Origin of the sequence: Mucilaginibacter celer (assembly GCF_003576455.2) — a bacterium.
Lineage (GTDB): Bacteria > Bacteroidota > Bacteroidia > Sphingobacteriales > Sphingobacteriaceae > Mucilaginibacter > Mucilaginibacter celer.
In genome coordinates this window covers 5877965-5902892 of the sequence record NZ_CP032869.1, presented here as the reverse complement: position 1 = coordinate 5902892, position 24928 = coordinate 5877965, and the positions used below count along the sequence as shown (strand labels likewise).

Sequence of the window (24928 nt, the reverse complement as noted above, 5' to 3'; positions counted from 1 at the left end):
GAACATCCGAATTCCGAAATACAAAAAATATGTTAAGCAGGGTAGCAGCAAGTTTTTATTGGTTAAGCCGTTACATTGAGCGCAGCGATGGTTTGCTGCGGATGCTCAAAATCAATTACGCATCGTCGCAGGATACGGTACAGGAGTTTACCTGGGAGCCGGTGATGCGCATTTTTGCCGGTTTGGATGCCGAAGAAGCCGATGCATTGGAAAATGACAGTCGCGCGGTTTTAAAATATATGGTTACGGGTAAAAGCAACTCCAACTCTATATTAAATATCATTACGCTGGCCCGCGAAAATGCCCGCGGCGTGCAGGAGCACATTACCAAAGATTTGTGGCAATGCCTTAACGAGTACTACCATGCCGTAAAAGATCCGCGCCTTGACCGTGCCTTGCAGCGTGAAGACCCAATAGGTGTGCTTGACGTACTGATAAAACAGGTAATGCTTTACTATGGCACCGTAGAGATCACGATGGAACGCGGCGAAGGCCGGGCGTTCATGAATATCGGTAAGTATCTTGAGCGGGCTATCCAATCGGTAGATATCCTGGATACTAAATTCAGCTCTATCAGCGAAAACCCCGATTTGCTTACCGATACCACCTACTGGAAACACCTGCTACTTTCATTAGGTGGATATGAGTTGTACCTGAAAACCTATCGCGAAGGCTTCGAATCGGAGAATGTACTTGAACAGGTGGTATTAAATGTTGATTTCCCGCGCTCTGTTATTTATTCGGTAAATAATATCCAGCGTTACTTTGACAGGCTGAAGAACGAAAGCAATGTAGACGACTACCGCGAAATGTCGTTCCAGATAGGCAGGTTGCAAAGCCGTATTAAATACAGCTCGGTAAAAAGTATTAAGGCCGAAGGATTACACCTGTTTTTAACGCAGATCAGGAGCGAATTGTACAGCATAGGCAACTCGTTAAACCAACATTATTTTGCCAACTCATAAATTTAATTTGAAGATGTGTTGATTTGAAGATTTGAAAATGCAGCGCAATTCTTTCATTTTCAAATCTTCAAATTGCCCAATTAACCAATTAACAAAATGCCCGAATTTAAAATTCAACATATCACCAAATACACTTACGAAGGTCCGGTACGCGACAGTGCCAACCAGATTATCCTTTTCCCTATAAAGGATGATTACCAGGAGGTGGTAAAGCAGGAACTGCACATAACCGGCAACCCGGTTGTTGATACGCATATTGACTACTATGGCAACGAGGTTGGCAGCTTTACTTACAGCGAGCCGCATACAACCCTGCTCATCAATTCAAAGCTTGATGTGATTACCCGGCCACGGCCTTTACCGGTGAATGATATTTTCCCCGAACAGCACTGGGAGGATTTGAAACGGCTGCAATATATGGTGCCTTATATCGATTTCCTGAAACAGGAATACTTTGAAGGCCTTCCCGAATTACAGGCCTTTGTTGAAGGCGAACGCAATAAACAGGAAACCCCCTACCAGGTGGCCCTGAAGTTTTGCAACTGGGTATATAAAAACTTCGAGTACATTAAAGGTGTTACCACTGTAGAAACCACGCTTGATGAAGTTTGGAAACTAAAGGCCGGCGTATGCCAGGATTTTGCCCATATTTTAATGGTGATGCTGCGTCTGCTTAAAATTCCGGCCCGCTATGTTAGCGGCTACATTTGCACGCATAGCAGTGCCATGCGCGGCGCCGGCGCAACACACGCCTGGGCCGAAGTTTACATTCCTGATTACGGCTGGCTGGGCATTGACCCAACAAACAACTGTGTAGCCAATGAAACGCATGTACGCCTGGCTGTAGGCCGTAATTTTTCGGATTGCTCGCCGGTTAAAGGCGTTTACAAAGGATCATTTGGTCACAAACTTGAAGTATCAGTTTTGGTTGACGACGCCGACGCCATTTTGTTTGAAGAAAAACCCGCTGAAACACCGGCCGTACATGCCACCGGTTTTGCCAGAAACAGCTACCAGCGCTATATGGAGGTTATTCAACAGCAGCAACAGCAGCAACAGCAGCAACAGCAGCAACAGCAGCAACAGCAGCAACAACAGCAACAGTAAGGCAGTTTGCAGTGGGCGGTTTGCAGTTGGCAGAATGAATAGGCAGATGATAGTTTGCAGTTAGCAGTAGTGCGGTTGGTTTGCTTTACGGCCTATAACAAAGCTCATGAAATTGTATCATCAGGCAAATCATGGTTCATATAAAATGCTACCAGTTTTGGGGCAATTACATTTACGTTGTGTTGCTGTTCAATTAGTTTACGGGCGTTAATGCCTATGTTTCGGCAAAATTCCTCGTCGCTTATACAGCGTTCAATAGCATCGTAAAATTCCTGGCGGTTGTTGGCTATCAGGATATTGGTGCCGTTGGTAAAGCCAATCCCTTCGGCCCCTAACGAGGTGGAGATAATGCATTTTTGCATCGCCATGCCTTCAACAATTTTTACGCGCATGCCCCCGCTTGATAGCAGCGGCACTATCATAATGGCCTTACTGTTTACAAACTCCGAAGCATCGTCAACCTCGCCCTGGATAAAAATTTTGCCAAGTACCTCGTAATCGTCAAAGCTATCCGGAATGTTATGTCCTGCTACGTAAAAACGTACGCGGAGGTCACCCTCGGTTAGGTCGTTATAAAAATTCTCTATAAACCATTCAATCCCTTCGCGGTTGGGCATCCAATCAAGCGAGCCCAGAAAAAACAAGCTCGGAAACTCGGTTTTGCTGTAATCGGGCTTATAATCATCAAGTACAATACCCACCGGAAAAATCTCAACCGGTATATTGATACCATAGGAGAGCAGCGTTTTTTTATCCTCGGCAGTAAATACCGCAATGGCGTCAAATTTATTCAGTACCTGCAACTCATAATCCTTTACCCGGCGGGCCAGCAGGCGCAGGTACCATTTTTTAAACAGATCACTTTTTTGCTGGGCCAGGCGCATCCATACCTGGTGTTCAATATTGTGCGACCGGTAAATAAGCTTAGCCCGGCTGTGCTTGCGAATGGCCGTTAAATACGGGGTTACAAACAGGCCCTCAAACTGAATTACATCATAAGCGGTTTGCCTCAGTTCGCGCAGCAGCAGTTTTTCAAACTCGGCATCATAATACCGGTCAACATCGTTTGATTTTTTGCTGAACAGGTTGGTAAAAGCATCAAACATAGAGATGCTGATGTTTACATTGTATGATGTATACTGGATTTTTTGGAGCAACTCATCCTCGGTATTTTGAGCGCTGCCATAGTATCTTTTACCATTTAACGCCACCAACGCTACCTCGTGCCCAAGGGCTATCAAACCCTTAATGGTATTGCAAACCACAATGGCATATCCACCATTTTGCGGAAATGGAACACGATGCGTTAAAATAAGGATCTTCAAACGATGGATTGGGTTTTCAACAAAAATACCAACCTTAAGGGGGTATTCAAAGCAAGGTTTAAAAAATACTTAACTGCGGGTCGCTTACCCTGAACGTGCGGCGGTGATAGGGCGTATAGCCTATTTTCATCACAGTTTCGCGATGCTTTATGGTTGGATAGCCCTTGTTGGTATGCCAATCGTACTCGGGATGCTCGGCTGCAATCTGCGTCATAAAATCATCGCGGTATGTTTTGGCCAGTATCGATGCTGCTGCTATACTGAAGTATTTGCCGTCGCCTTTAATAATACATTCGTGCGGGGTACTGCGGTATTTTTTAAAGCGATTACCATCGATAATCAGGAACTGCGGTTCGATATGCAGTTTTTCGATGGCCCGGTGCATCGCTAAAAAGGATGCGTTGAGGATATTGATCTCATCAATCTCTATGTTATCAACCGATGCCACGGCATAGGCAAGGGCTTTTTCCTCAATTTCGGTGCGTAACCGGTATCTAACCTCTTCGGTAAGCTGTTTCGAATCATTGAGCAGGTGGTGGTCAAAATTGTGAGGTAAAATAACTGCGGCAGCAAAAACCGGTCCGGCAAGGCATCCTCTTCCCGCTTCATCACATCCTGCTTCCAAAAACTCGTACTGGTACCTTGCTGATAACATTGTGCAAATATAATACTGTTGTGAAACGTTGGTGGAAATTAATTAGTACTGTGCCCGGCTGTAGAAACGTTTTCGTTAAAAAATCTTCAGCGTAAGCAAGGTAATGTCGTCAATCGGCTTGCTTTTGTGTACCGAACCGAGGTAATCCATCAGCGCCTGGTTAAAATTATCGGGAGATAATTCGCCGTGGGCCAGCACAAAATCCAGCAGTTTATCCTCGTTCCACACCTTGGCATTGGGCGATTCAAAGTCCATCAAACCATCGGTATAATTAAATATCAGGCTTCCGGGCTCAACATCAACCTCTCCCTCATTTAAAAAAGGAAGCTCTTCAAAAACGCCTATCATCGTAGTGCCCAGTTTAAGGGGGATTGCCCCACCCTCCGAGTATAATATGGTTGGGTTATGGCCGGCGTTAATATAATTAAGCCGTCGCTTTTTTTGATTGTAGCGGGCCAGGAACAGGGTGATAAAACGTTCGCCCTTGGTATTGCTGAGCACTATTTTATTCAACCTGTCAATAATATTGGTAAGGTCGTCTTCCACCGCGGCCCAGGCGTGCAAACTGGCCTGGAAGTTGGCCATCAGCAGCGCCGCCGAAATTCCCTTGCCCGATACATCGGCAATACACCACAAAAACTCGTTTTCGTTAATGCGGATAAAATCAAAGTAATCGCCGCCTATGTTTTGATGTGGGAGATACCTCGCGCCAATTTCTACGCTATCGTCTTTGTGTACGCGCAGGGGGATAAGCATGTTCTGCACTTCAACGGCAAGCTCCATTTCGCGCTGAAAACGTTCGGATTGCAGCCTTTCGCGAAAAAGCTTTTTATTTTCAAGCGCCACCACAATCACATTCATCAGCGTTTGAATAAAATTCAGATCGTTGCTAAGCATATCGCCCGAGGTATTGAAATCGCCGATGAGGGCGTAGGCGAGGGCTTTGCTTTTATGATAAATGGGGATGAAGTAATTATAACGCTTAAGTACCGGATCGGAATGATCGGATATAGCAATAGGCGTTTTAAACTTATTCATTTTACGGCAGGCCCGGCTCAGCACCATGGCCGATTCCAAATCGCCGCCGTATTTGGCAATACAGGCAAACTTTCCGTCTTTTTCAATCAAAAACCTCAGCTTACCTACCTGCAGGTAATTTTGCAGTATAACCTCCAGCATTTGCACCAAAATAGGTGTAGCCGTATTTTTGTTAATTGCCCGTGTAATTTCTAATAATGAATTCAACTCCGACTGCCGTTTAAGCAGTAGCCTGATCAGTTCGTCTTCGCCGGAGCTATCACCAATATTCGCCATTTTTTATATTAGTCCGCTGACTAAAATAGAAGAAATAATTTTTAAATACGAGTACTTTGTGATTTTATGTCGAAGGCATCGCGCAGGCCAACCGTAACCAGGTTAAAAGCATACACCAGCAGCATAATAGCCAGGCCCGGCACCACGGCCAAAAAAGCCGAATCCATCACAATATAGCCATAATGCTCCTTAATCATGCCGCCCCAGGTGGGCATTGGGGGCTGTGCGCCAAAACCCAGAAAACTAAGTCCTGCCTCGAGCAATATAGCCGATGCAAAGTTTGACGAAGCCAAAACCAGGATGGGCCCCGTTATATTTGGCAAAATATGTTTGCTGATAATGCGCCTGTTATTAAAGCCCAAAGCCCTTGCAGCCTCGATGTATTCAACTTGTTTCAGGCTCATTACCTGCCCACGCACCAACCGGGCCACCTCAACCCACATTGACATGCCCACCGCAATAAATATCTGCCAAAGTCCTTTACCTAATGCAAATGATATGGCAATAACCAGCAGCAGGGCAGGCAGCGCCCATAAAATATTCATCAGCCAGCTCAGGCAGGCATCTATCCATCCGCCAAAATAGCCGGCAATAGCGCCTATGGTTACACCAAGCAGCATGCTTATCAGCACGGCCATCAAACCCACGGCAAGCGAAACACGGGTACCCAACAGCAGGCGGCTTAGCATATCGCGCCCGTAAGTATCGGTACCCAGCCAAAAGGTTTTACGGTAAATGTTTTGTTGGGTAAGCTGCACTCTTATTTGACGGTAAAGCTTTTCATTAAGCTGACCGGTTATTGTTTTTCCGTTATCAATATAAGTTACCGCTCCGTTTTTGTAAACCGGTTTTTGGCCGGTTAGTGCTTCAAAAATATTGTAGGTTTTTTTTTCGGGTTTATCTTCATCGCCAATGTATTCGTTGGCATAAATAACATCACTGGTAAAGTGATAGCCTGTTATGGGTATCTCTTTATAAAATGAGGGTTGCCCGTAAAGCATCTTTTCAAAAAGGTTTACGGTATCTACCGGCTCGGCTTTGCGCAGCCTGAGTATGGTATATGTTGAGCCTGGCTTTTTAATGCTAAGCTGAATGATCATGTTATTGGCCTGCGGCGTATCATCGGGCATAATTGCATAACCCAATATGGCCGCTAACAGGGTAAGGACAATAAAGAAAAGCCCGGCCATAGCAATTTTATTGCGCCTAAAAATATGCCAGGTGCGCTTTGCGGGTGTAAGTTCGGCCAAGTTTAACAGTTAATGTGTAGGCTAAATATCGTTTAAATAGCGGCAATTAACAATTAAGCGGCGTTTCTTTACATTATTTTGAGGAGAAAACCGAAAGCTTAAAGCTAAAGGCTGAAAGCCTAAAGCTATTTAATTCAGCCCTGGTTTTTGAGTTTTGGTCTTTGGCTTTAAGCTTTCCGCCTTCGGCTTTCAGCTCACTTAACCATCCGCCCCTTCCAGGCGTATTTTTTGTTTTTGCCTAAAAAGCCGATGATGATAAAGTAAATGATATTGGCGGGCAAGGTAAAGCTTACGTACCAAAGCAGCTGGCGGCGTTTTAAAAAGTTCATGATAGGGGTCATGTATACCATATCAATAATGTATTTGGCGCCGATGGTAATAAAAAAAAGCTTCAGGAAGTATAGATTAAAAATGCCCAGCACAGCTGTAAAAAACAGCATAAAATTGCAGAGCCATACGCTAAGGGCAAAAGCAACCATGCGCTTATCCTTGTATTTGGTTGATTTTGACGCCCACCTGCGCCTTTGGTTCATAAACTCTTTAAGGTTTGGCTTGGCGTGGGTGTAAACAATAGCTTCACGGTGCTTTAAAAATCCTATCCTGCCAGGATATTTTTGGGCAACTTTATGCAGCAGCAGCTCATCATCACCCGAGGCCAGTTCATCAATACCCGAAAAGCCTCCAACCTCGTAAAACACATCTTTACGATAGGCAAAATTGGCCCCGTTACAGGTTGCCGCAAAACCGAGGGTAATAAAAGATCCGCCCATGCCTATCAGCGATGAAAAATCAAGCGTCTGCATCCGCTCAAATACCGATTGCTCCTGGAAATAGGTAACCGGCGATGAGATCATCACCAAATTATTTTGCTCATAAAAACCAACCACCGTACTGATCCACGATTTACCCATGCGGCAATCGGCATCGGTAGCCATTAAAAAATCGCCTGTTGATAGTTTAATAGCCTCGGCAATGGCTTTCTTTTTATAGGAGTTTAATACCTCGCCCAGTTTAAGCTGTAATAATTTTACGCCTTGTGGTTCGTAACTCCTGATGATATCGGCGGTACTATCTGTCGAGTGATCGTCGACTATAATAATCTCAACCAGGTGTTTGGGGTAATCCTGTTCCAGCAGATCCTGGATGGTTTTGCCGATGTTTGCTTCTTCGTTGCGGGCGGCTATTAACACGGTAACGCGGGTTTTAAACGAAGGGCCTGGAACATGCCTTACCGTAGCCTTTGCCCAGCCTATCCGTAAATAGATCAGTAAAACCACATATAAGCTAATGGAAAATACAGAAATGATACTAATCAGCGCGATCAAAGAATTTGAGTTTTAATACGAATAACGACCCTAAAATAGCAGGAATAAATAAATTAATAAGCCATATTGATGATACCCCTGCAATAACAGCAATATTTTGATCGGTAATGTAAACAAACAGGTGTGATGCCGTAAAACCACGCACGCCGATATCAAAAAGATCAAGCGATGGTATGGCCGACGACACCAGGAAAAACAACATCAATATCATCAGCATTTCAAAAACCGGCATGGTGGGTATCAACATCCTGAACACCAAAAAGTATTGAAACGAGAATGTAGCATACCGGGCTATACTGAAGCCCATAATTTTAATAAGCTCGTGGGTATGATAGCGACCCATCACCTCAAAAAAGCGGTGATATTTTTTGATGAAAGGTATCCTGTCGAAAAAGCTAACTACCCAGTTAATATGGAAATAAAACACCAGCTGTATAGCAACAATAAGTGTACAAACGCCCGTTACGCTCCAGGCCAGCGTTGTATTGCTGTGAATGTAGTTAAATACAAACCACACCATGGCAATCACCCCTAAAACATTGGTTACCGTACCCTGGCTAAACGAGCCTACCCCCATGGCAAATATACCCGGAACCCGTTTGCGTGGCGGTAAGAACATTACGCGGCCGCCGTATTCGCCTAAGCGGTTGGGTGTGGTAACAGCCCAGGTAAGCCCGCAAAAAACGGCCTCAACGGCCTCCCATAAACTGATATCAATAAGGGTTTTGGTTACATAACGCCATTTAAGGGCTTCCAGAAACCAGTTTAAAAACATCAGCAAAACAACCAGACTCATGGTTACAACCACATGTGTTGTGCTGATGTGCGATGCAAAATATTCAAATTGCTTAAGATCGTTATTCTTTTTATTGAACTGCCGGTAAATAAACCATCCGGCAACGATCAATATCCCCGCCTTTAAAAGATAGGAAACGATCTTTTTGTTAAAGTTTGTCAAACAGGTAAAAATTTATGCAATGTTACAAAAAAATGGGGCAAGGTTTTGCCTGCCCCATATAACACTACTTAGTTCCTTTTGTTCACTTAAGCCGGGCTTTTAAAAATGCGAGGGTATTGGTATATGCATCTTTTGTGGCTTCGCTGTTGTATATCGGGTTGCTGGGGTTCGCAAAACCATGGTCGGCGTCGTATTGGTGTACCGAAAGTTTTTTACCGGCGGCTTTCATATCTGCTTCAAATTTGGCTACAACCTTTGGGTTTATCCACTGGTCTTTATTGGCAAAGTTGCCCAGTACATCGGCGTTAAGGGTTTTAAGTTTTGCTACATCCTGCTCGGGCATGCCATAGTACATTACACAGCCTGCTGCTTTTTTACCGGCCAGCAAACTGGTTTGCAGGCTCCAGCCGCCGCCAAAGCACCAGCCAATAGTTGCAATATGCGCCTTGGGGCCTGCATAAGTTATGGCACCGTTTACAATGGCGCGGGCCCTGTCATCATTAACGGCCTGCATAAATTTACCTGCGTCTTCGCGGGTGGTGGCAACTTTGCCATCGTACAGGTCAAGATCGATGATGTTTACGTTGCCCAGATCGTTGTATAACTTTTCCGATTCTTTTTTTACGTAATCATTAAGGCCCCACCACTCGTGTATAACAAATAAATAGTTGTCGGTTGGCTTTTTGGCTTTCATAAAAAAAGCGGTAGCTTCTTTTCCATCGGGTGTTTTATAGGTGATGGATTGACCGATACTGCTTTGAAAACGGATAGGCAGCGGGTTTTTGTGCGACATTTTAAAGACCGGATTTGAAGCCAGCATGGCAAACTGTTGTGTTGCCGATGAGGGGTTACTGCAGCAAACCACTTTGCGCTGGGCAAAGGCCAGGGCTGTAAAACCCATAAACAATGTTAACAGGACGATTTTTTTCATGAGGATTGATTTAATACGAATTTATTAAAAATACGCGTGGCCGCAAAAACCGGTTGCTAACGATCTCATTTTTTAACCACTTTAATATAACACTATGATGTTCATACTTTGTTTCTATCTTAGCTAACGATAAAATTACCTAAAAAGGGTCGTTAGAATAAACCAATAACGAGCGTATAACCGCTAACATATTAATATTTAATATATCACACAATTATGCCGACACCTCCTATTCCTCAAAACGAAATGGACAGGTTATTATCTCTTTCTGATTTCGACCTTGATTACGCCGAGTATAAAGACAACTTTAAGGACCTTGCCAAACTTGCCGCAAAAGTAGCCGGTACGGAGATCTCACTGGTAAACCTGATTGATTCTTTTACGCAGTGGAGCATTAGCGGTCACGGCCTCGAAATTGAGCAGATGCCCCGTGAAGATTCAGTTTGCCAGTATACCATCATTAACGGCGAACATTTTGAGGTGGAAGACCTGCAAAACGATGAACGCTTTAAAGATAAATTTTATGTAACCGACGAGCCCAAACTACGGTATTATTACGGCATCCCCCTAAAAACAAAAAGCAACCACAACATAGGGGCGCTATGCGTGCTGGATAAAAATGCCAGGGAACTCTCGCCCGAAAAGGTTGAACTATTAAAAATCATTGCCGACGAGATTGTGAGTCGGCTATATGATATTAAAGTGATCAGTAAATTAAAAAACAAACTAACTGAAGCTCGCGAAACACAAAAAAAGGTTGCCCATGATATCAGGGGCCCGTTAAGTGGCATCATTGGATTAGCCCAGCTCATTGCCGAGCAGGGCGAAGACAACCAGATAGAAGAGGTGTTGGAATTTATGCAGCTAATCCACAGAAGCGGCCGTTCCATACTTGATTTGGCCGATGAAATATTAAGTGCCGATAAAAAAGATCTTAAACCAGCTGCAAACAGCAACGAATTTACCCTGTTGGTATTTAAAGATAAACTGGAGCGACTGTTTATACCACAAGCCCGTAACAAAAACATCCAGCTTACGGTTAGCACATCGGCCAACTCAGAGCAAATCCCGCTTGCTAAGAATAAATTGTTGCAAATAACCGGCAACCTTATTTCAAACGCCATTAAATTTACCCCGCCGGGCGGCCATGTTGAAGTTGAATTAAGCCTCGAGGTAAATGATACCGATAGTACCCTTCAAATAAGGGTAAAGGATAACGGCACCGGCATTGATGAAAAGGGCATTGAGAAAATATTACAAGGCAATGCCACCTCAACAGAAGGAACAGCCAGCGAGGCCGGTTTTGGTTTCGGCCTCGCATTGGTGAAACATCTTATTGATACGTTAAATGGCTCGGTAAATATCTATTCAAAACCCAATGAGGGTTCGGTATTTGAGGTTAGGTTACCTCAAATACGGCAATAGCACACAAAGCTTTCAGAAAATATATTTTTTGAACATAGGAAACCCCGCCGGTGCGGTAACCCGATTAAAAAAGAATTGTTTTTCTGAAAAGGTAGATGTAAGCGTACTTTTAAATTAAAATACCGGATTGGGAAAACCCGGTATTTTAATTTAATATATTTTTACCAGCTTTTGCCGCCGCCGCCACGGTTATCGCGCGAGTAACCGCCGCCACCGCCACGGTTGCCGCCACCGTAACCACCGCCACTGCGGTTGCCACCACCGTAACCACCACCGCTGCTTCTGCGATCACCGCCTGGTTTTTTTTCTTCTGCCTGGCTTACTGCAATTGATCTTCCTTTAACTTCTGAACCGTTAAGGCCGCTGATAGCTTGTTGTCCTGCTTCATCATCTGCCATTTCAATGAATCCGAACCCTTTGCTTCTTCCTGATTCCCTGTCAATAATAATTTTTACGGAGTTAACTTCACCATAAGCTTCGAAAAGCTGTCTTAAATCGGCTTCCCCTAAAGAAAAAGGAAGACTTCCTACGAATATGTTCATTAATATTTAGTTTTTAATGGGTATGCTTTGTTAATTACCCACGTTTTGTTATCATCAAATATAGCAATAGATATTTGATGATTACTGCATGTTTGTGTGAATGAGTGCTTTTATTTTTAAAAAAAGTTAATTTTTTTCGATATTAACGAAAAACAAGGTTGCGTGCAACCATATATTACAAAATCATAAATTATTTGTTTTAAAAATATGATGGTTTTGTAAAAAATATCTAAATGACCGCCTTTCATGCGTTTACGTACGCTAAAACAATAAAATTTTCAGATTATAGATACAACCTCTGTGTTTTTAAAATATTCTTTGACGAGCGAGCCATCACAAAACCGATTCGATAATGTATGTTTTGCCGTTCAATATAAAGCTGTCGCCAGGCTGTTTCCCCATAAGTTTGCTGCCTACCGGCGATGCCGGCGATACGGCAAAGTAGCTTTTACCATCCAAAATTAAACTTCCTGCGCTTATGGCCAGGTAAAAGTTGCCGTTATTGGTGCTAATCACACTACCGGGCTCTGCTTTTGCAGATGTGCCTGCGGTACTGATTCGGTTAAGGGCTACCAGCAATTTATTAGCCTCGTTAAGTTGGGCCATATTACGGTCGGTTTCCTGCTGCATCATTTCGCGGCCGGTTTCGTACTTATCGCCTGCGCTGCTTTTGGTATCATCTGTTGATGCTTTTTGGGCATCATTTATTGCATCCTGGGCCGCCTCCATGCTTTTGCGCACATAGTTAATGCATAGCTGGTGTAGTTGTTTTTTAAGATCGCTCATTTACGGTATTAACAAAAAAACTAAGGTAGAAGAAAAGAAGAATATCGCACAGCAAAAACAATGGCACCTATTAAAATAAAAGCCCCCTTGCACTCGCTGCTTGGGGGCTTTAAACCTAAACCTTATCACTATTTGCAGGTGTTAACCTACAATGTAGATTAACGCAGCCAACAGTGATAATGGTATGTTCGACTAATCAAAACTGACAAAATAATGATAATCGCACATTATTGTTCAACTGTTAGTTTGTCTGAATCAGAATTTACAGAATTTTAGAATTTGTCTGAACTGGAATTTGGGAGAATTTAAAGAATCTACAGAATGCTGATAGACTATTTAAAAATTAAAATACTCATAGCCGTTGGTTTTAACCAACGGAAGAAGAGCTGCAAATTCCGGGCTTTAGCCCAACTAAGCAAGCTGATTTGGGCTGAAGCCCTCTTGTCGCCGCTAATTATTCCGTTGGTTAAAACCAAGGGCAATGAAGTTTTACTTATATGTAAATGGCTTTCACTGCTTCTAAACAACTTCTGAACCAATTCAAAAAATCCTTTAAATTCCTTAAAATTTAGGTTCAGACAACTTACAGCTTACTCGCAAAAAACTTAAGGGTTGTTATGATATGCTTACCCCAGTATGCCCACTCGTGTCCGCCCGGGTGTTCTTCGTAGATGTGAGGGATCTTTTCTTTCTCCAGCTTTTTATGCAGATCGCGGTTATAGTTAATGAGCAGATCGTTGACGCCGCAATCAAATCTTACCGGCGGCAGCTGATCGCGGTATTTTTTAAATGTGGCCAGTACATCTTCGTCGGCCACCACATCCTGGGCGTATGTTTTTAGTGGCTCGCCGGCAAAAAGCTTGATTTGCGGCAGGCTGGTAATGGACGAATGGCCTGCTATCGCCTTAAATTTATGACCATATTTAGCCCCCACACGCAAGGCACCGAAACCGCCCATCGAAAGCCCCGCAATAAACAAAGGCGAATCGGGTTTTGCACCTGTTATGTTTTCTACCACGGCAGTTTGCACATCCTCGGCAATCCATTTTTCAAAATTAAGACCACTGTGCGGCAAATAGCCCGAGCCATCGCCCCAAAGCCCATCAGATGGCATGGCCAGTATCATTTTAGGCAGTTCGCCCTGTTCAATAAGAGCGTTGGTTTTGATATGCACGCCGGCGCTCATGGCCCAGCTCCAGGCGCTGCCATATACGCCATGCAGCAATATCACAATGGGCAGCGTTTCGGTTTTGCTAACGCCCCGCGGTACATAAACGCAAATATCGCCCCGGCCTTTCAGGTTGATGGTTTTAACCGTGATAAAACGTAAATTATTACTTTCGAATTGCGGGTTGGAGATCTCTGTAGTTCTGAATGGCATGAGCTTGTTTAGTCGAAAACGATAACTCCTTTTGCGTTGCGGCCTTGCAGCATATCATCAAAAGCGTTATCCAGTTCGTGTATATTATAAGTGCGTGTAATCATTTCTTCAAGCAATAAGTGCCCTTCACTGTAAAGCTGTACTATATGCGGCAAATCTATTTGTGGGCGGCATTTGCCATAAAGCGGATTGATGTATATTTTATCCCATTCAAACAGACGCATGTCTATCGTAATTTCCTGCTCAATACCGCTTACCTGCACGGCAGTACCGGCATTACGCACCATGGCCAGCGGAGCGGCACCTAATTCAGGAATAGCGGTGCATTCAAAAGCATAATCGGCTCCGCGGCCCTCCGTAAGCCTTTTTACTTCCTTAGCTGCTTCAAGCAGGCCAGCATCATTTTTATCGGCCAAAATGGTATGTGTAGCACCAAATTGCATTGCCATTTCGAGCCTTTTGGCATTGATATCGATTGCGATAATCTTGCCGGCACGGGCAACTTTTGCCCCCTGGATAACATTAAGGCCAACACCGCCGGTTCCTAATACTACAACACTTGCCCCGGCTTTTACTTTGGCTGCGTTAATAACCGAGCCATAACCCGTCATCACCCCGCAACTGATAATACTTGCCGCCGGGAACGACATGGTTTTTGAACTGTTTTTAACCACCGCCGATTCTTTTACCAAAGTATATTCGGCTATGGTGCCAATATTGAATGACCGCAGAATGGGTTGGTTATTGAGGGTGGTTCCGGCCAGGTGGGCATGCCCGGGGGTATAGCCGTTTTCGCCTGCTGCAACAGGCGAGGCCACTTCGCACAAATGCTGGTTTCCTTCAAGGCATTGAAAGCATTTACCACAGTGCATTGCCCAGTTCAGTATCACGCTGTCGCCTGCAGTTACGCTCTTAACATCGCTCCCTGTGGCTATAACTATACCTGCCCCCTCGTGCCCCAAAATCAGTTGTTTACCCCAGCTTAACGAATCATAGTCGGTATGACAAAGGCCTGCCGCCTTTATTTTTATCAATACCTCATCGTTTTGGGGCTGCTGAACTACAATATCCTCAACAAAAAAACCACCTTTGCCATCGGCAATTGCAGCTTTACACGTTATAGCCTTCATGCAGGAATAAGGCAATTAAATTTCATTTACAGGATATGTTTTACATAGTTAATATGCTGCTGCAAATGCTTTGGCGGCACGGCGCAACACGTGTTACTTAACAAAAATAAACTAACAGGCATATTAAAAACATTATCAAATTAGCCAAAAAGTGGCATATTTTATCCCTATCCTATACAGTCTTACCGGTTTATTTGTTAATTATTTGCCGAAGCGGATAAAATCGGCAATTTTTTAGCCTTATCATCATTGTTAATTATCAGCGCTTTACGTTACTTTAAAAACCAATTACATGTACCATGAAATTAACACGGCTGATAACATTTGCCTGCTTACTGTTTTGGCTTACGCCCGTTGCGGGTCAAAGCCTTAAAAGCGGGGCGGCAAATAACGACGAAATCATCTACCATATATTTCAACGAAGCTTTTACGACAGTAACGGCGACTATCATGGCGACCTGAACGGCATCCGGCAGAAACTTGATTATATGCAGCAGCTTGGGGTTACCTCCATACTGCTTACGCCGTTATATGAATCAGCTTTTTACCATAATTATTTCGCTGCCGATTTTGAAAAGATCGACCCGAAGTATGGCACTATGGCCGATTACCTGAAACTGATCAGGGAAATCCATCGCCGGGGTATGAAGTTTTATATGGATATGGAAACCCAGTATGTTACCGAAGATTCACGATGGTGGAAGAAGGCTTTCGGCAACACCCAATCACCCTATAGTGATTATATTTTATGGGATGATAAGGAAAATAAAAAGCCTTCAACCATTGTATTTAACCTTACAGGCCTAAGGGGATATGACGGCGTAACACGTAAAATAACAACCGCCAACCTTAACAGCGAAGCCTCAAAAGCATACAATTTAAAACTATTCAGCTACTGGATTGACCCTAACGCGGATGGCAAATTTGATGATGGAGTAGATGGTTTCCGCCTGGACCATATGATGGATGACCTTGATAATAAAGGCCGCCTCCCGCACCTGTTTCAAACTTTTTGGAACCCCTTGTTGGCTAAGCTCCGGACTATCAACCCGAAAATAAAAATAGTGGCAGAGCAGGCTAACTGGTTTAGCCTCGGTAACGAATACCTGCAAAATGCGGGTGTAGACGGTGTATTTGGCTTAAGGCTCTGCTTCGCGATCCGATCATTTGATAAAAAATTGCTTTTAGCTAATGCCGATTCAACACTGGCTATGCTGCCTCCCGGTAAGCAGCAGGTGGTTTTTATCGAAAACCATGATGTGCCCCGCTTTAGTTATGGCGTTAAAGGCGATTTGACAAAACTGAAAGTTGGTGCCGCTTTCAACCTGCTGATGGGTGGCATCCCGGCTATTTATTACGGCCAGGAGCTGGGGATGACAGGCACTTCTGCAAACTTCGGCGCTACCGATGCCAACGAAATACCCGACAGGCAGGCTTTTGAATGGTATAAAAGCGATACCGGTAAAGGCATGGCATTGTGGTACAAGCAAACCGGGCCATGGAAGGATCAGTTTAATGATGATAAACCTAACGACGGGATCTCGCTGGAAGAAGAGCGTAACGACCCTAACTCGTTATGGAATTATTACCGGCAAATGATTGCCATCCGTAAGGCAAACCCTGCTTTTGTCAGCGGTAGCTATAAAACTGTTAATAATGATCAAGAGCACGTTTTTTCCTTTATCCGTAAAAGTGCCGGTCAAACTATTTTGGTGGCTATTAATTTGTGGGATAAGGAAGCTGAGGTTGTTATTAATGCAGGTGGGAACGCGGTTAACATTATTGGTGATGTGCGCCCGGTGTTGAAAGAAGGGAAGCTTGTGGTTAGATTGCCGCCCTTTGGGGTGGGGGCGTGGGAGTTGAAGTAATGTTTGTACTTGTTTGGCAAGCCGGTTGCGTTATAAACGCAAACCCATGTTAAGCACTCATTATAAATGAGCGCAAGGACTAATGGTTATATAAAAACAAAAAACAACTTGCGCTCGTTTGCAACGAGCGCTTAACATGGTTTCGCGTTTGTAACGCGAGATGCAGTAAATAAAAAAAGGGCGTTAAGCCCCTTTTTTATTTATATCTGTTTTAGTACCTATTACATCGAAGCCGAAGCTTTCACATTCTCCATACCGTAATGTTTCAGGATATCTTCAGGAACACCTGTCCATTTGCCGGGTTGGTTGCCGGCAAAACCTACGTCCTTTACACCCATTTCGCTGGTGAAAAAGCCTGAGGCGGTCAAATCGCGCATGCGGTTAAAGAAGGCTACGCCTTGAGCCATTTCGGGTTTGGCTTTGTTAGGGTAGGCTATCATATCAACCAGCTGGATCTGCTGATCTTTAGTGCAATCAGTAAATGGCTTACCGAAGCGGTTAAGGCATTGCAGATCTAACCAACGTAAACCACCGCGCATAGGGGTTTGATGATCGGGCATGTCTTTTACAATAAACTCGATAAAATCGGGTACTTTGGCATCTGAAGCGCTGCCCGATTTATCATCCTTAGGGATAATGATATCGGCCAGTACGGTGATGGTTGCCATTTCAGCGGTGGTAAAAAATTTGTCGGCATGCAGTTTTTTGTCACGCTCAACCTCAAAGGGCTGGCGGCCAACCTCGTCGCCTGCGGCGGCTGTGGTTGTTTCTTCTGCGCCTTTTTTAGTATCGGTTTTACAGGCTTCCAGTAATAATCCTGCCGATAGTGTGGTAAAGCCTAATGCTTTAAGGGAGTCACGTCTGTTCATGATATGTTATTGGATTGCTTGTTAAACGTTTAATTTTTTTCTTTCCTGTAAAATGTATTCGGCGGTACGCATAGATAGGGCAAGGATTGTCCATGTTGCGTTTTTATCGCCTTGTTGTACAAACGGAGCGGCATCAACCACAAACAGGTTTTTACAATCATGTGCCTGGCAATATTTGTTCAGGGCCGACTTCTTAGGATCGTTACCCATACGGATAGTACCTACCTCATGGATAATTTTACCCGGTGCCTCTAAGCCGTAATTGGTTTCAGGGCCTTGCGGCGGACCGTAAATGGCACCACCCATATTGTGCATAATTTCCTGGAAAGTTTCCTGCATGTGTTTGGCCTGCTTAATTTCTTCAGGAGCCCATTTGTAGTGGAAACGCAATACCGGGATGCCATATTTATCAACCACGTTAGGGTCAATCTCGCAATAGTTATCGTAACGGGCAATGGCTGTACCACGGCCGGCCATGCCGAACTGCGTACCGTAAAAACGACGATAATCATCTTTCAGTGAAGCGCCGTAACCACCGGCCTCTTTCATTTTACCATCACGACCAGGAACGGCACCGTTCATATTCTGGATACCGCCGCCGAAACCGTACGATGGCATGTGGAAGCCGCCGCCGTACTCGATGTGATAACCGCGGGGGAAGTCCAATTTTTTATTGTCCAGCCACCATGGCGAGTAGATGTGCACACTGCCTACGCCATCTTCGTTATAACGTTTGCGGTCCATCAGTTGCGGAAGGAAACCACCAGCGCTTGAGCCTGTAGAATCGTGCAGATACCTACCAACAACACCGCTGCTGTTAGCTAAACCGCCCGGATGCGCTTCTGATTTTGAGTTTAACAGGATCCTTGCCGATTCGCCCGCGCTTGCGCCCAGTACTACTACTTTGGCATTTACCTGGTATTCCTGCATATCATCCTTGCTTATGTAGGATACGCCGGTTGCGATGCCTTCTTTATTGGTGATCACTTCGCGCACCATGGCATTAGGGATCACTTTCAGGTTACCGGTTTTAATAGCCGGGATCACCAAACATGATGATGCCGAGAAATCGCCGTAAACTTTACAGCTGCGGCCGCACTGCCCGCAGAAGAAACATGCGCCACGATCTTTATTACCCGGCAAAGCCTCGGTTAATACCGAACCACGGCCCGGGATAATTTTTACACCTGCTTTTTGAGCGCCCTGTACAATGTACAGCTCGTTAAGTCTTGGTTTTGGCGGAGGGAGGAAGATGCCATCCGGCTCGTTTTCTAAATTTTCTTTCGTGCCGTAAACCCCAATCATACGGTCAACCTTATCGTAGTATGGTTTTACATCATCATACGTAATTGGCCAATCATCGGTAAGGCCATCTTTGGCCTGGAAATCTTTCGGACCCATCCTTAATGAGATCCGGCCCCAGTGATTGGTACGGCCACCCAGCATACGCGAGCGGAACCAGAAAAACTCGGTGTTGTCTTTGGTGGTATAGGGCTCGCCGTCAATTTGCCAGCCGCCAAAGGCAGCATCAAAATCGCCGAAAGGGCGGGTGGTGCCGGCACCGCGACGTGGTGATTCCCACGGCCATTTTAGTTGCTGTGAATCTTTAGCGGGATCAAAGTAAGCACCGGCCTCAAGCATTAAAACTTTTACACCGGCATTGGCCAGCACATAACCGGCCATACCGCCGCCCGCGCCCGAACCAACAATAACCACATCATAAGTGGTTGATGATTTTTTAATTTGCAGATCGCTCATATCGTATCAAAAAGTATCCTTCTTTTGTTTTGCGAGGAGAAATATTTGTGCACACCGGATGGTATGCTAAACATAATTTAAGTTTTGGTAAATATATCAAACAAGGCGCTATTACAAACCCTGTTCGGTAAAATATTAAAGCTCTTTCAGTTTAATGTTACGGTAGCTTACCAGGTGGCCATGATCCTGCAGGGCAATGTGACCTTTAGGGTATTGTGCAAAACCTTTCCAGTTTTTGAATTTGCTATCGGCAAGCGCTTTGTTCCATTCGTCGCTACCCATTTTTATATCAACAATCTGGGTGCCGTTAAGCCAAAAGGTAAGTTGGCCGTCCTTTTTGCGTAGTTTCACTTTATTCCATTCGCCGGCCGGTTTGCATACATCTTTTGATGGGGCTATCATATCATATAATGAGCCTGCAAGGTGGTTTTCTTTTTTATTGTCGCTGGCATCCTTGTTATCCAATACCTGCATTTCCATACCGGTTAGGTAGGTAGCGCCAAATTCGGGATCTTCATGAACACCGAAGATGATGCCGCTGTTGCCTTCCTTTGTAATATTCCACTCTAAGGTAAGTTCGTAGTTTTCGTACTCGCCGTCGGTAACCAGGTCGCCGTGGCCTTGTGCAGCGGGGTCAAGCTGCAGTGCGCCATCAACAACTTTCCAGCCCGTAACTTCCTGTTTTAAATAGGTGTGCCAGCCTTTGGTGGTTTTACCGTCGAACAGTTTGGTCTGGGCCGATACCGACAGGCAAAAGGCAGGGATGGCCATCAGGCCAAGCATCATCTTTTTCATAAGTTATAATTGTTAAATGTAGGCAGAGCTATCGGGTATAAGTTTTGGTTGGTTAAGACAGCCCCGTTTTTTGGTTTCATTGTTTTTCTTCTCTCAGGTAAACTTAAGGTTTACAAACATACCGATGGTTTAATTGCGGCAGGTTGATAAAACGTTTTAATTACAAATTAAAGCAAAACGCCTTAAGGTTGGGTTAAATATATTGGCATTTTTTCAATGCTAAAACGATTATCGCAAAAATTAAGTATACGCCTGTTAAAAAAGAGGTAAAAGCTTGGTTACAATGGATAATTTGGGGTGGATGAGCCTCATGAAGAAATACGAAAAGCGGTGGAATTGTGCAATTCCCCTCTTGAGAGGGATAGAGGGGTGTGTTATTCTGCGTGTGTTTATCGCTCGTATAACACACCCCAGCTCTCGCTCTATCCACCGCGCGCCCTCTCAAGATGCGAGTTTTTTTCGCCCCATACATTTACTTAATACTGACACATTCCTAATTAAACAAAAACTTATAATAAGTAATATTGCGCCGTTATTGTTAACAGTGTTTTAACATGACACATTGAAATACAAACAGTTCTATTTCAGGCATTATCGGTAAAAATAATACACAATACATTGATCAATTTTACTTCTGTAAAACCGGCTTTCGCGAAGCCTGTTTTATCCCGTCGCTTAGCTGCTACTGCGCTTAAAACTGTCTGCGCAATCTTTCTTTTTATTTTAGCCGATGGATTTACAGCCTCGGCGGACATTCGTTATAATGCCCCGGCTGATACTACAGCCGACAGTGCGTTAATTAAAAAACGCTTAGTTAACCAGGCATTCGGTCATATTTATGAGCAAAATCTGCGTGTATCCGAAGGGGGTAACGATTACTTCAACAAAATAAAAACACAGTTAACGGCCGATCTTGCTCCTAACTTTGTTTTGTTCAATACGCCAAAGTCTCCACTATATGCTGTGTTCACAGCAAGGGTGAAAATCCGTTTACTATCATCACAGGGCGCACCCGTAAAATCGCCAAGCTTTATGCCGGGCTTAACCTTCTTTTACAGGCTTAATGCCGATACTTATAAACCGCAGTTTTTATCATTCGGTTATTCGCACCACTCAAACGGGGTACGCGGCCCATCGCTTAATCCGGATGGCAGTTTTAACCGTGATAGCGGTAAATTCACTACCAACTTTTATACCCTTACTTTTTACAACGGTAAACGCATCGATAAAAAAGATCTCATTATTCAGCGGTATGATAATTTGGGACTGGAAGTTCATGCCGGCTTGTTTAACCTTGGCTTATCTGAAGGACTGAAAGATCACTACGGCTTTATCCGTATTAATGGCAGCCGCATGTACAACTTTGCCAAGGCAGAGGTTGACCCAACTGATAAAACCAAAAAAATCTACCAAAACTGGCAGCGCATCCGCTTCGACTTCACATACATTGCCGATAAGTATGACGACTACTCGCATTTTAACTTTAAAAAGCGACTAAACGTGAGCCTGAAATACTACTACCAGTTTCCGTTTATGCCGGATGCCGCGCTTATGGTTGGCGGTGGCTATCGCGGCCAGGATGATTATAACCAGTTTTTTGAGGATAGTTACGCTTATATGACTATAGGCTTTGCTACGAGTTTGAGCTTTAATGCGCATAAGCGTTAAATTTTTTCTCACACACATCTACCATCACGTCATTGCGAGGTACGAAGCAATCCCAAACTATACAGGGGGACTTGCATAGCCGCCCTGCTAATCGGGGATTGCTTCGTACCTCGCAATGACGTGGAGGGAACAAGAAAGGTGGTTTCACACACGAAACCACCTTTCTTGTTAATCGCTGCCGCAAGCCTGTGGCTTGTGGCTCACATGCAAAGTAATCACCATGCCAAACAAGCATACCCCGCTTTTTTGTACATTTGCCGCATGGCATCCATTAAACCATCTGTACCCAAAGGCACCCGCGATTTTTCACCTGCTGAAATGGTGAAACGCAACTATATTTTCGATACGATCAAATCTGTTTTCCGCAAATACGGCTATCAGCAAATAGAAACGCCGACTATGGAAAACTTCGATACTCTAATGGGTAAATATGGCGAAGAGGGAGATAGATTAATATTTAAGGTCTTGGAATCGGGAGAATACACTTCAGGGATTACAAATAAGCTGATCGAAGACTATCAAAACACGCCTGTTGAAAGTGAGGTAAAGGAAACCTTTTTGAAACTCGCTGAAGAATTTTCGGAGCAAATTGCTTATCTCGATAATGTTATAATAAGTAAAAGCGACTTAGAAATTAAAGAGGATTTACCTTGGTTTTTAAAATCTAATCTATTCAACACAGAAATAAGCAGTCCCCCTCAATATTTCTTTTTCATCAAAAATGCTTTTGTGAAATACCTATTTAACAAGGGTGATGCGGAAAAATTTAAACCATATAAAAACCGATTTAGATATTATTTATCAATCAATAATCCGAATGAAAGATATTCTGAGATTCTTAAGGGGTTTAAATTTCTAATCAAAACAAACTCCACTTTAGAACGACTTATCAATTTTGAAATATTGATTAAAAAAAGTTTATCGCCTTCTAAATTATCTCCCAATATATCTAAAAAAGCCCTCCGTTACGACCTTACCGTGCCCTTCGCGCGCTACGTTGTACAACACCAAAACGAGATCACCTTCCCGTTCAAGCGCTTCCAGGTGCAGCCGGTTTGGCGCGCAGATCGTCCTCAACGAGGCCGTTATCGCGAGTTTTACCAATGCGATGCCGATGTAGTTGGTTCTGATTCGTTATTGAATGAGGCTGAATTTGTGATGATTTATGATGAAGCTTTAACCAAGCTCGGCCTTAAAGATTTCAGCATAAAAATCAATAATAGAAAAATACTATCAGGAATTGCGCAAGTTATAAACAAAGCTGATAACATTATTGATTTGACTGTAGCGATAGATAAGCTGGATAAAATTGGCTTGGATGGCGTAATAAAAGAGCTGCTTGAAAAAGGTTTTACTGATGCCGATATCGACAAATTAAAACCTGTTATCCTGCTTGAAGGAAACAATGTTGAAAAGCTGGCCAGCCTGCGCGAAGCTTTGGCATCATCAGAAATCGGCTTAAAAGGTTGCGACGAGATAGAAACCGTTTTCGGCTATATTGAACGCTGTCCGCTGCAAACCGCCAAACTGGAACTGGATATTACCCTTGCCCGTGGCTTAAACTACTATACCGGTGCCATATTCGAGGTTAAAACCAACGAGGTAAATATGGGTAGCATTGGCGGCGGTGGCCGTTATGATGACCTTACCGGCATGTTCGGTTTAAAAGGCCTAACCGGTGCAGGGATCTCTTTTGGTGCCGATAGGATTTATGATGTACTGGAAGAGCTTAACCTTTTCCCTGCCGATAGTAACCAAACCACCAAGGTACTGATCTGTAATTTTGATAAAGGGGGTGAGCTTTATGCACTGCCTCTACTAATGCAGTTACGCCGCAACAATATTAACGCGGAACTCTATCCTGCCGGGGCCAAGATTAAAAAACAAATGGAGTACGCCAATAATAAAAACATCCCTTATGTGGTTGTGATTGGCGCCGATGAAATGCAGAGTGGATTGTTGAGCTTTAAAGATATGACCAGCGGGGAGCAGGAGAAACTGACGGCGGATGAGATAGTGGAGAAACTGAACCGTTGATTTGGAGTGATTACGTTGATTTCGCTGATTTTTTCTTTTGGGATTACACCGATTGAGTTATGATTACACTGATTATTTGAGGCGCCCAGCTGTATGCTTATTATGATTTGATTTTTTAACGCGTAGCAGCGGTAGGAGATATAAAAAGAAAGAGGTTTTCGCTCACGAAAACCTCTTTCTTTTTATGAACCTTTCCTCCCTATCAGGGGAGGGGCGCGGGGCTTATTTCGCGCGCTCTACGTATGAGCCTGACGCGGTATCTACTTTAATTTTGTCGCCGATATTGATGAACAATGGTACACGGATCTCGGCACCTGTTTCGAGGGTTGCAGCTTTAAGCGCACCGCTTGAGGTATCGCCTTTAACAGCAGGCTCGGTGTAAGTAACCTCTAATTCGGCCGAGCCTGGGATTGAACCCATAATAGGCTCATCGCTTTCAAAAGCTACGATCACGTTCATTCCTTCTTTCAGGAATTTTACTGCCGGGCCAAATAATGATTTTGGTACGTTGTGCTGATCGTATGTGGTGTTATCCATTACTACTAATGAATCACCTTCGTCGTACAAATATTGGTAATCGTTAGTTTCAACGCGGGCAATATCAACCTCTTCGTCGGTACGGAAACGGTATTCAACCAGTTTACCTGTTTTCACATTGCGCATACGGGCCTGGTAAAATGCGCGCAAGTTGCCCGGGGTACGGTGTATAAACTCTTCAACCTGAATTAATTCGCCGTTGAAGCGAAGTATATTTCCGTTTTTAACGTCTGATGCCTTAGCCATAAAATTATATTGAGGCGCAAACTTAGTTACTTAAGTGCAAAGAAACAAGTAGTTAT

General features: G+C 44.0%; 21 protein-coding genes and 1 pseudogene. 7 read left to right on the top strand and 15 right to left on the bottom strand.

Annotated features, from left to right (window positions below):
* Positions 1–29: 29 nt before the first annotated feature.
* On the top strand, positions 30–965 hold the full coding sequence (locus tag HYN43_RS24470; RefSeq protein WP_119406522.1) for an alpha-E domain-containing protein: 936 nt from the start codon (positions 30–32) through the stop codon (positions 963–965).
* A 96-nt stretch (positions 966–1061) separates the two neighbouring features.
* The gene (locus HYN43_RS24465; protein ID WP_119406521.1) at positions 1062–2072 is read left to right on the top strand and encodes a transglutaminase family protein; all 1011 of its coding nucleotides are present in this window, start codon (positions 1062–1064) and stop codon (positions 2070–2072) included.
* 104 nt (positions 2073–2176) lie between these two features.
* Here HYN43_RS24465 and HYN43_RS24460 read toward each other — a convergent pair whose 3' ends face one another.
* From HYN43_RS24460 to HYN43_RS24430, 7 genes are all read right to left on the bottom strand, one after another.
* Positions 2177–3397, bottom strand: coding sequence for a glycosyltransferase family 4 protein (locus tag HYN43_RS24460; protein ID WP_119406520.1), 1221 nt, complete (start codon positions 3395–3397; stop codon positions 2177–2179).
* Between the two features lie 58 nt (positions 3398–3455).
* Positions 3456–4052, bottom strand: coding sequence for a ribonuclease HII (locus HYN43_RS24455; RefSeq protein WP_119406519.1), 597 nt, complete (start codon positions 4050–4052; stop codon positions 3456–3458).
* Positions 4053–4127: 75 nt separating this feature from the next.
* Entirely contained in the window at positions 4128–5366 is a 1239-nt protein-coding gene (locus HYN43_RS24450) for a PP2C family protein-serine/threonine phosphatase (protein WP_119406518.1), read from the bottom strand.
* Between the two features lie 41 nt (positions 5367–5407).
* Positions 5408–6616, bottom strand: a complete 1209-nt coding sequence (locus HYN43_RS24445; protein ID WP_245447011.1) for an ABC transporter permease — start codon at positions 6614–6616, stop codon at positions 5408–5410.
* A gap of 194 nt (positions 6617–6810) precedes the next feature.
* The gene (locus tag HYN43_RS24440) at positions 6811–7941 is read right to left on the bottom strand and encodes a glycosyltransferase family 2 protein (RefSeq protein WP_119406517.1); all 1131 of its coding nucleotides are present in this window, start codon (positions 7939–7941) and stop codon (positions 6811–6813) included.
* Positions 7925–8899, bottom strand: a complete 975-nt coding sequence (locus tag HYN43_RS24435; RefSeq protein WP_119406516.1) for a lysylphosphatidylglycerol synthase domain-containing protein — start codon at positions 8897–8899, stop codon at positions 7925–7927. The genes HYN43_RS24440 and HYN43_RS24435 overlap by 17 nt, the downstream gene beginning before the upstream one ends.
* A gap of 82 nt (positions 8900–8981) precedes the next feature.
* Entirely contained in the window at positions 8982–9830 is an 849-nt protein-coding gene (locus HYN43_RS24430; protein WP_119406515.1) for a dienelactone hydrolase family protein, read from the bottom strand.
* 216 nt (positions 9831–10046) lie between these two features.
* Between HYN43_RS24430 and HYN43_RS24425 the strand changes: the two genes are divergently transcribed.
* Positions 10047–11255 (top strand): GAF domain-containing sensor histidine kinase, encoded by a 1209-nt coding sequence (locus HYN43_RS24425; RefSeq protein WP_119406514.1) that lies wholly within the window; start codon positions 10047–10049, stop codon positions 11253–11255.
* Positions 11256–11416: 161 nt separating this feature from the next.
* Here the strand turns inward: HYN43_RS24425 and HYN43_RS24420 are convergent, their stop codons facing one another.
* From HYN43_RS24420 to HYN43_RS24400, 4 genes are all read right to left on the bottom strand, one after another.
* On the bottom strand, positions 11417–11797 hold the full coding sequence (locus tag HYN43_RS24420; protein ID WP_119406513.1) for an RNA recognition motif domain-containing protein: 381 nt from the start codon (positions 11795–11797) through the stop codon (positions 11417–11419).
* Positions 11798–12130: 333 nt separating this feature from the next.
* Complete coding sequence (locus HYN43_RS24415) at positions 12131–12583, bottom strand: 3-oxoacyl-ACP synthase (RefSeq protein ID WP_119406512.1); 453 nt, start codon at positions 12581–12583, stop codon at positions 12131–12133.
* A gap of 583 nt (positions 12584–13166) precedes the next feature.
* Positions 13167–13964, bottom strand: coding sequence for an alpha/beta hydrolase (locus HYN43_RS24405; protein ID WP_119406510.1), 798 nt, complete (start codon positions 13962–13964; stop codon positions 13167–13169).
* Between the two features lie 8 nt (positions 13965–13972).
* A complete protein-coding gene (locus HYN43_RS24400; protein WP_119406509.1) occupies positions 13973–15094 on the bottom strand; it encodes an alcohol dehydrogenase catalytic domain-containing protein in 1122 nt (373 codons plus the stop codon).
* Positions 15095–15393: 299 nt separating this feature from the next.
* On the opposite strand from HYN43_RS24400, the gene HYN43_RS24395 reads away from it, so the two are divergent.
* Entirely contained in the window at positions 15394–16962 is a 1569-nt protein-coding gene (locus HYN43_RS24395; RefSeq protein ID WP_119406508.1) for an alpha-amylase family glycosyl hydrolase, read from the top strand.
* Between the two features lie 221 nt (positions 16963–17183).
* Here the strand turns inward: HYN43_RS24395 and HYN43_RS24390 are convergent, their stop codons facing one another.
* The 3 genes from HYN43_RS24390 to HYN43_RS24380 form a co-directional block, all read right to left on the bottom strand.
* Positions 17184–17831 carry a gluconate 2-dehydrogenase subunit 3 family protein gene (locus HYN43_RS24390; protein WP_119406507.1) on the bottom strand — a complete coding sequence of 216 codons (648 nt, stop codon included), beginning with the start codon at positions 17829–17831 and terminating at the stop codon, positions 17184–17186.
* Positions 17832–17852: 21 nt separating this feature from the next.
* Positions 17853–19589: a GMC family oxidoreductase gene (locus HYN43_RS24385; RefSeq protein ID WP_119406506.1), complete on the bottom strand. Its 1737-nt coding sequence runs from the start codon at positions 19587–19589 to the stop codon at positions 17853–17855.
* 135 nt (positions 19590–19724) lie between these two features.
* Positions 19725–20384 (bottom strand): 3-keto-disaccharide hydrolase, encoded by a 660-nt coding sequence (locus tag HYN43_RS24380; protein ID WP_205589821.1) that lies wholly within the window; start codon positions 20382–20384, stop codon positions 19725–19727.
* Between the two features lie 618 nt (positions 20385–21002).
* Between HYN43_RS24380 and HYN43_RS24370 the strand changes: the two genes are divergently transcribed.
* From HYN43_RS24370 to hisS, 3 genes and pseudogenes are all read left to right on the top strand, one after another.
* Entirely contained in the window at positions 21003–22052 is a 1050-nt protein-coding gene (locus HYN43_RS24370; RefSeq protein ID WP_119406504.1) for a phospholipase A, read from the top strand.
* A 204-nt stretch (positions 22053–22256) separates the two neighbouring features.
* Positions 22257–22463, top strand: a pseudogene (locus HYN43_RS31020) (hypothetical protein); the annotation flags it as partial.
* 303 nt (positions 22464–22766) lie between these two features.
* Positions 22767–24089: a histidine--tRNA ligase gene (hisS, locus tag HYN43_RS24365; protein ID WP_425373718.1), complete on the top strand. Its 1323-nt coding sequence runs from the start codon at positions 22767–22769 to the stop codon at positions 24087–24089.
* A gap of 222 nt (positions 24090–24311) precedes the next feature.
* Here the strand turns inward: hisS and efp are convergent, their stop codons facing one another.
* A complete protein-coding gene (gene efp, locus HYN43_RS24360; RefSeq protein WP_119406502.1) occupies positions 24312–24872 on the bottom strand; it encodes an elongation factor P in 561 nt (186 codons plus the stop codon).
* Between the last annotated feature and the right edge of the window lie 56 nt (positions 24873–24928).

Excerpts from the sequence above, each read along its gene's own strand:
- HYN43_RS24470 (WP_119406522.1), top strand. The coding sequence starts at position 30 with ATGTTAAGCAGGGTAGCAGCAAGTTTTTATTGGTTAAGCCGTTACATT.
- HYN43_RS24465 (WP_119406521.1), top strand. The coding sequence starts at position 1,062 with ATGCCCGAATTTAAAATTCAACATATCACCAAATACACTTACGAAGGT.
- HYN43_RS24455 (WP_119406519.1), bottom strand. The coding sequence starts at position 4,052 with ATGTTATCAGCAAGGTACCAGTACGAGTTTTTGGAAGCAGGATGTGAT.
- HYN43_RS24450 (WP_119406518.1), bottom strand. The coding sequence starts at position 5,366 with ATGGCGAATATTGGTGATAGCTCCGGCGAAGACGAACTGATCAGGCTA.
- HYN43_RS24430 (WP_119406515.1), bottom strand. The coding sequence starts at position 9,830 with ATGAAAAAAATCGTCCTGTTAACATTGTTTATGGGTTTTACAGCCCTG.
- HYN43_RS24425 (WP_119406514.1), top strand. The coding sequence starts at position 10,047 with ATGCCGACACCTCCTATTCCTCAAAACGAAATGGACAGGTTATTATCT.
- HYN43_RS24420 (WP_119406513.1), bottom strand. The coding sequence starts at position 11,797 with ATGAACATATTCGTAGGAAGTCTTCCTTTTTCTTTAGGGGAAGCCGAT.
- HYN43_RS24415 (WP_119406512.1), bottom strand. The coding sequence starts at position 12,583 with ATGAGCGATCTTAAAAAACAACTACACCAGCTATGCATTAACTATGTG.
- HYN43_RS24405 (WP_119406510.1), bottom strand. The coding sequence starts at position 13,964 with ATGCCATTCAGAACTACAGAGATCTCCAACCCGCAATTCGAAAGTAAT.
- HYN43_RS24400 (WP_119406509.1), bottom strand. The coding sequence starts at position 15,094 with ATGAAGGCTATAACGTGTAAAGCTGCAATTGCCGATGGCAAAGGTGGT.
- HYN43_RS24395 (WP_119406508.1), top strand. The coding sequence starts at position 15,394 with ATGAAATTAACACGGCTGATAACATTTGCCTGCTTACTGTTTTGGCTT.
- HYN43_RS24390 (WP_119406507.1), bottom strand. The coding sequence starts at position 17,831 with ATGAACAGACGTGACTCCCTTAAAGCATTAGGCTTTACCACACTATCG.
- HYN43_RS24385 (WP_119406506.1), bottom strand. The coding sequence starts at position 19,589 with ATGAGCGATCTGCAAATTAAAAAATCATCAACCACTTATGATGTGGTT.
- HYN43_RS24380 (WP_205589821.1), bottom strand. The coding sequence starts at position 20,384 with ATGAAAAAGATGATGCTTGGCCTGATGGCCATCCCTGCCTTTTGCCTG.
- efp (WP_119406502.1), bottom strand. The coding sequence starts at position 24,872 with ATGGCTAAGGCATCAGACGTTAAAAACGGAAATATACTTCGCTTCAAC.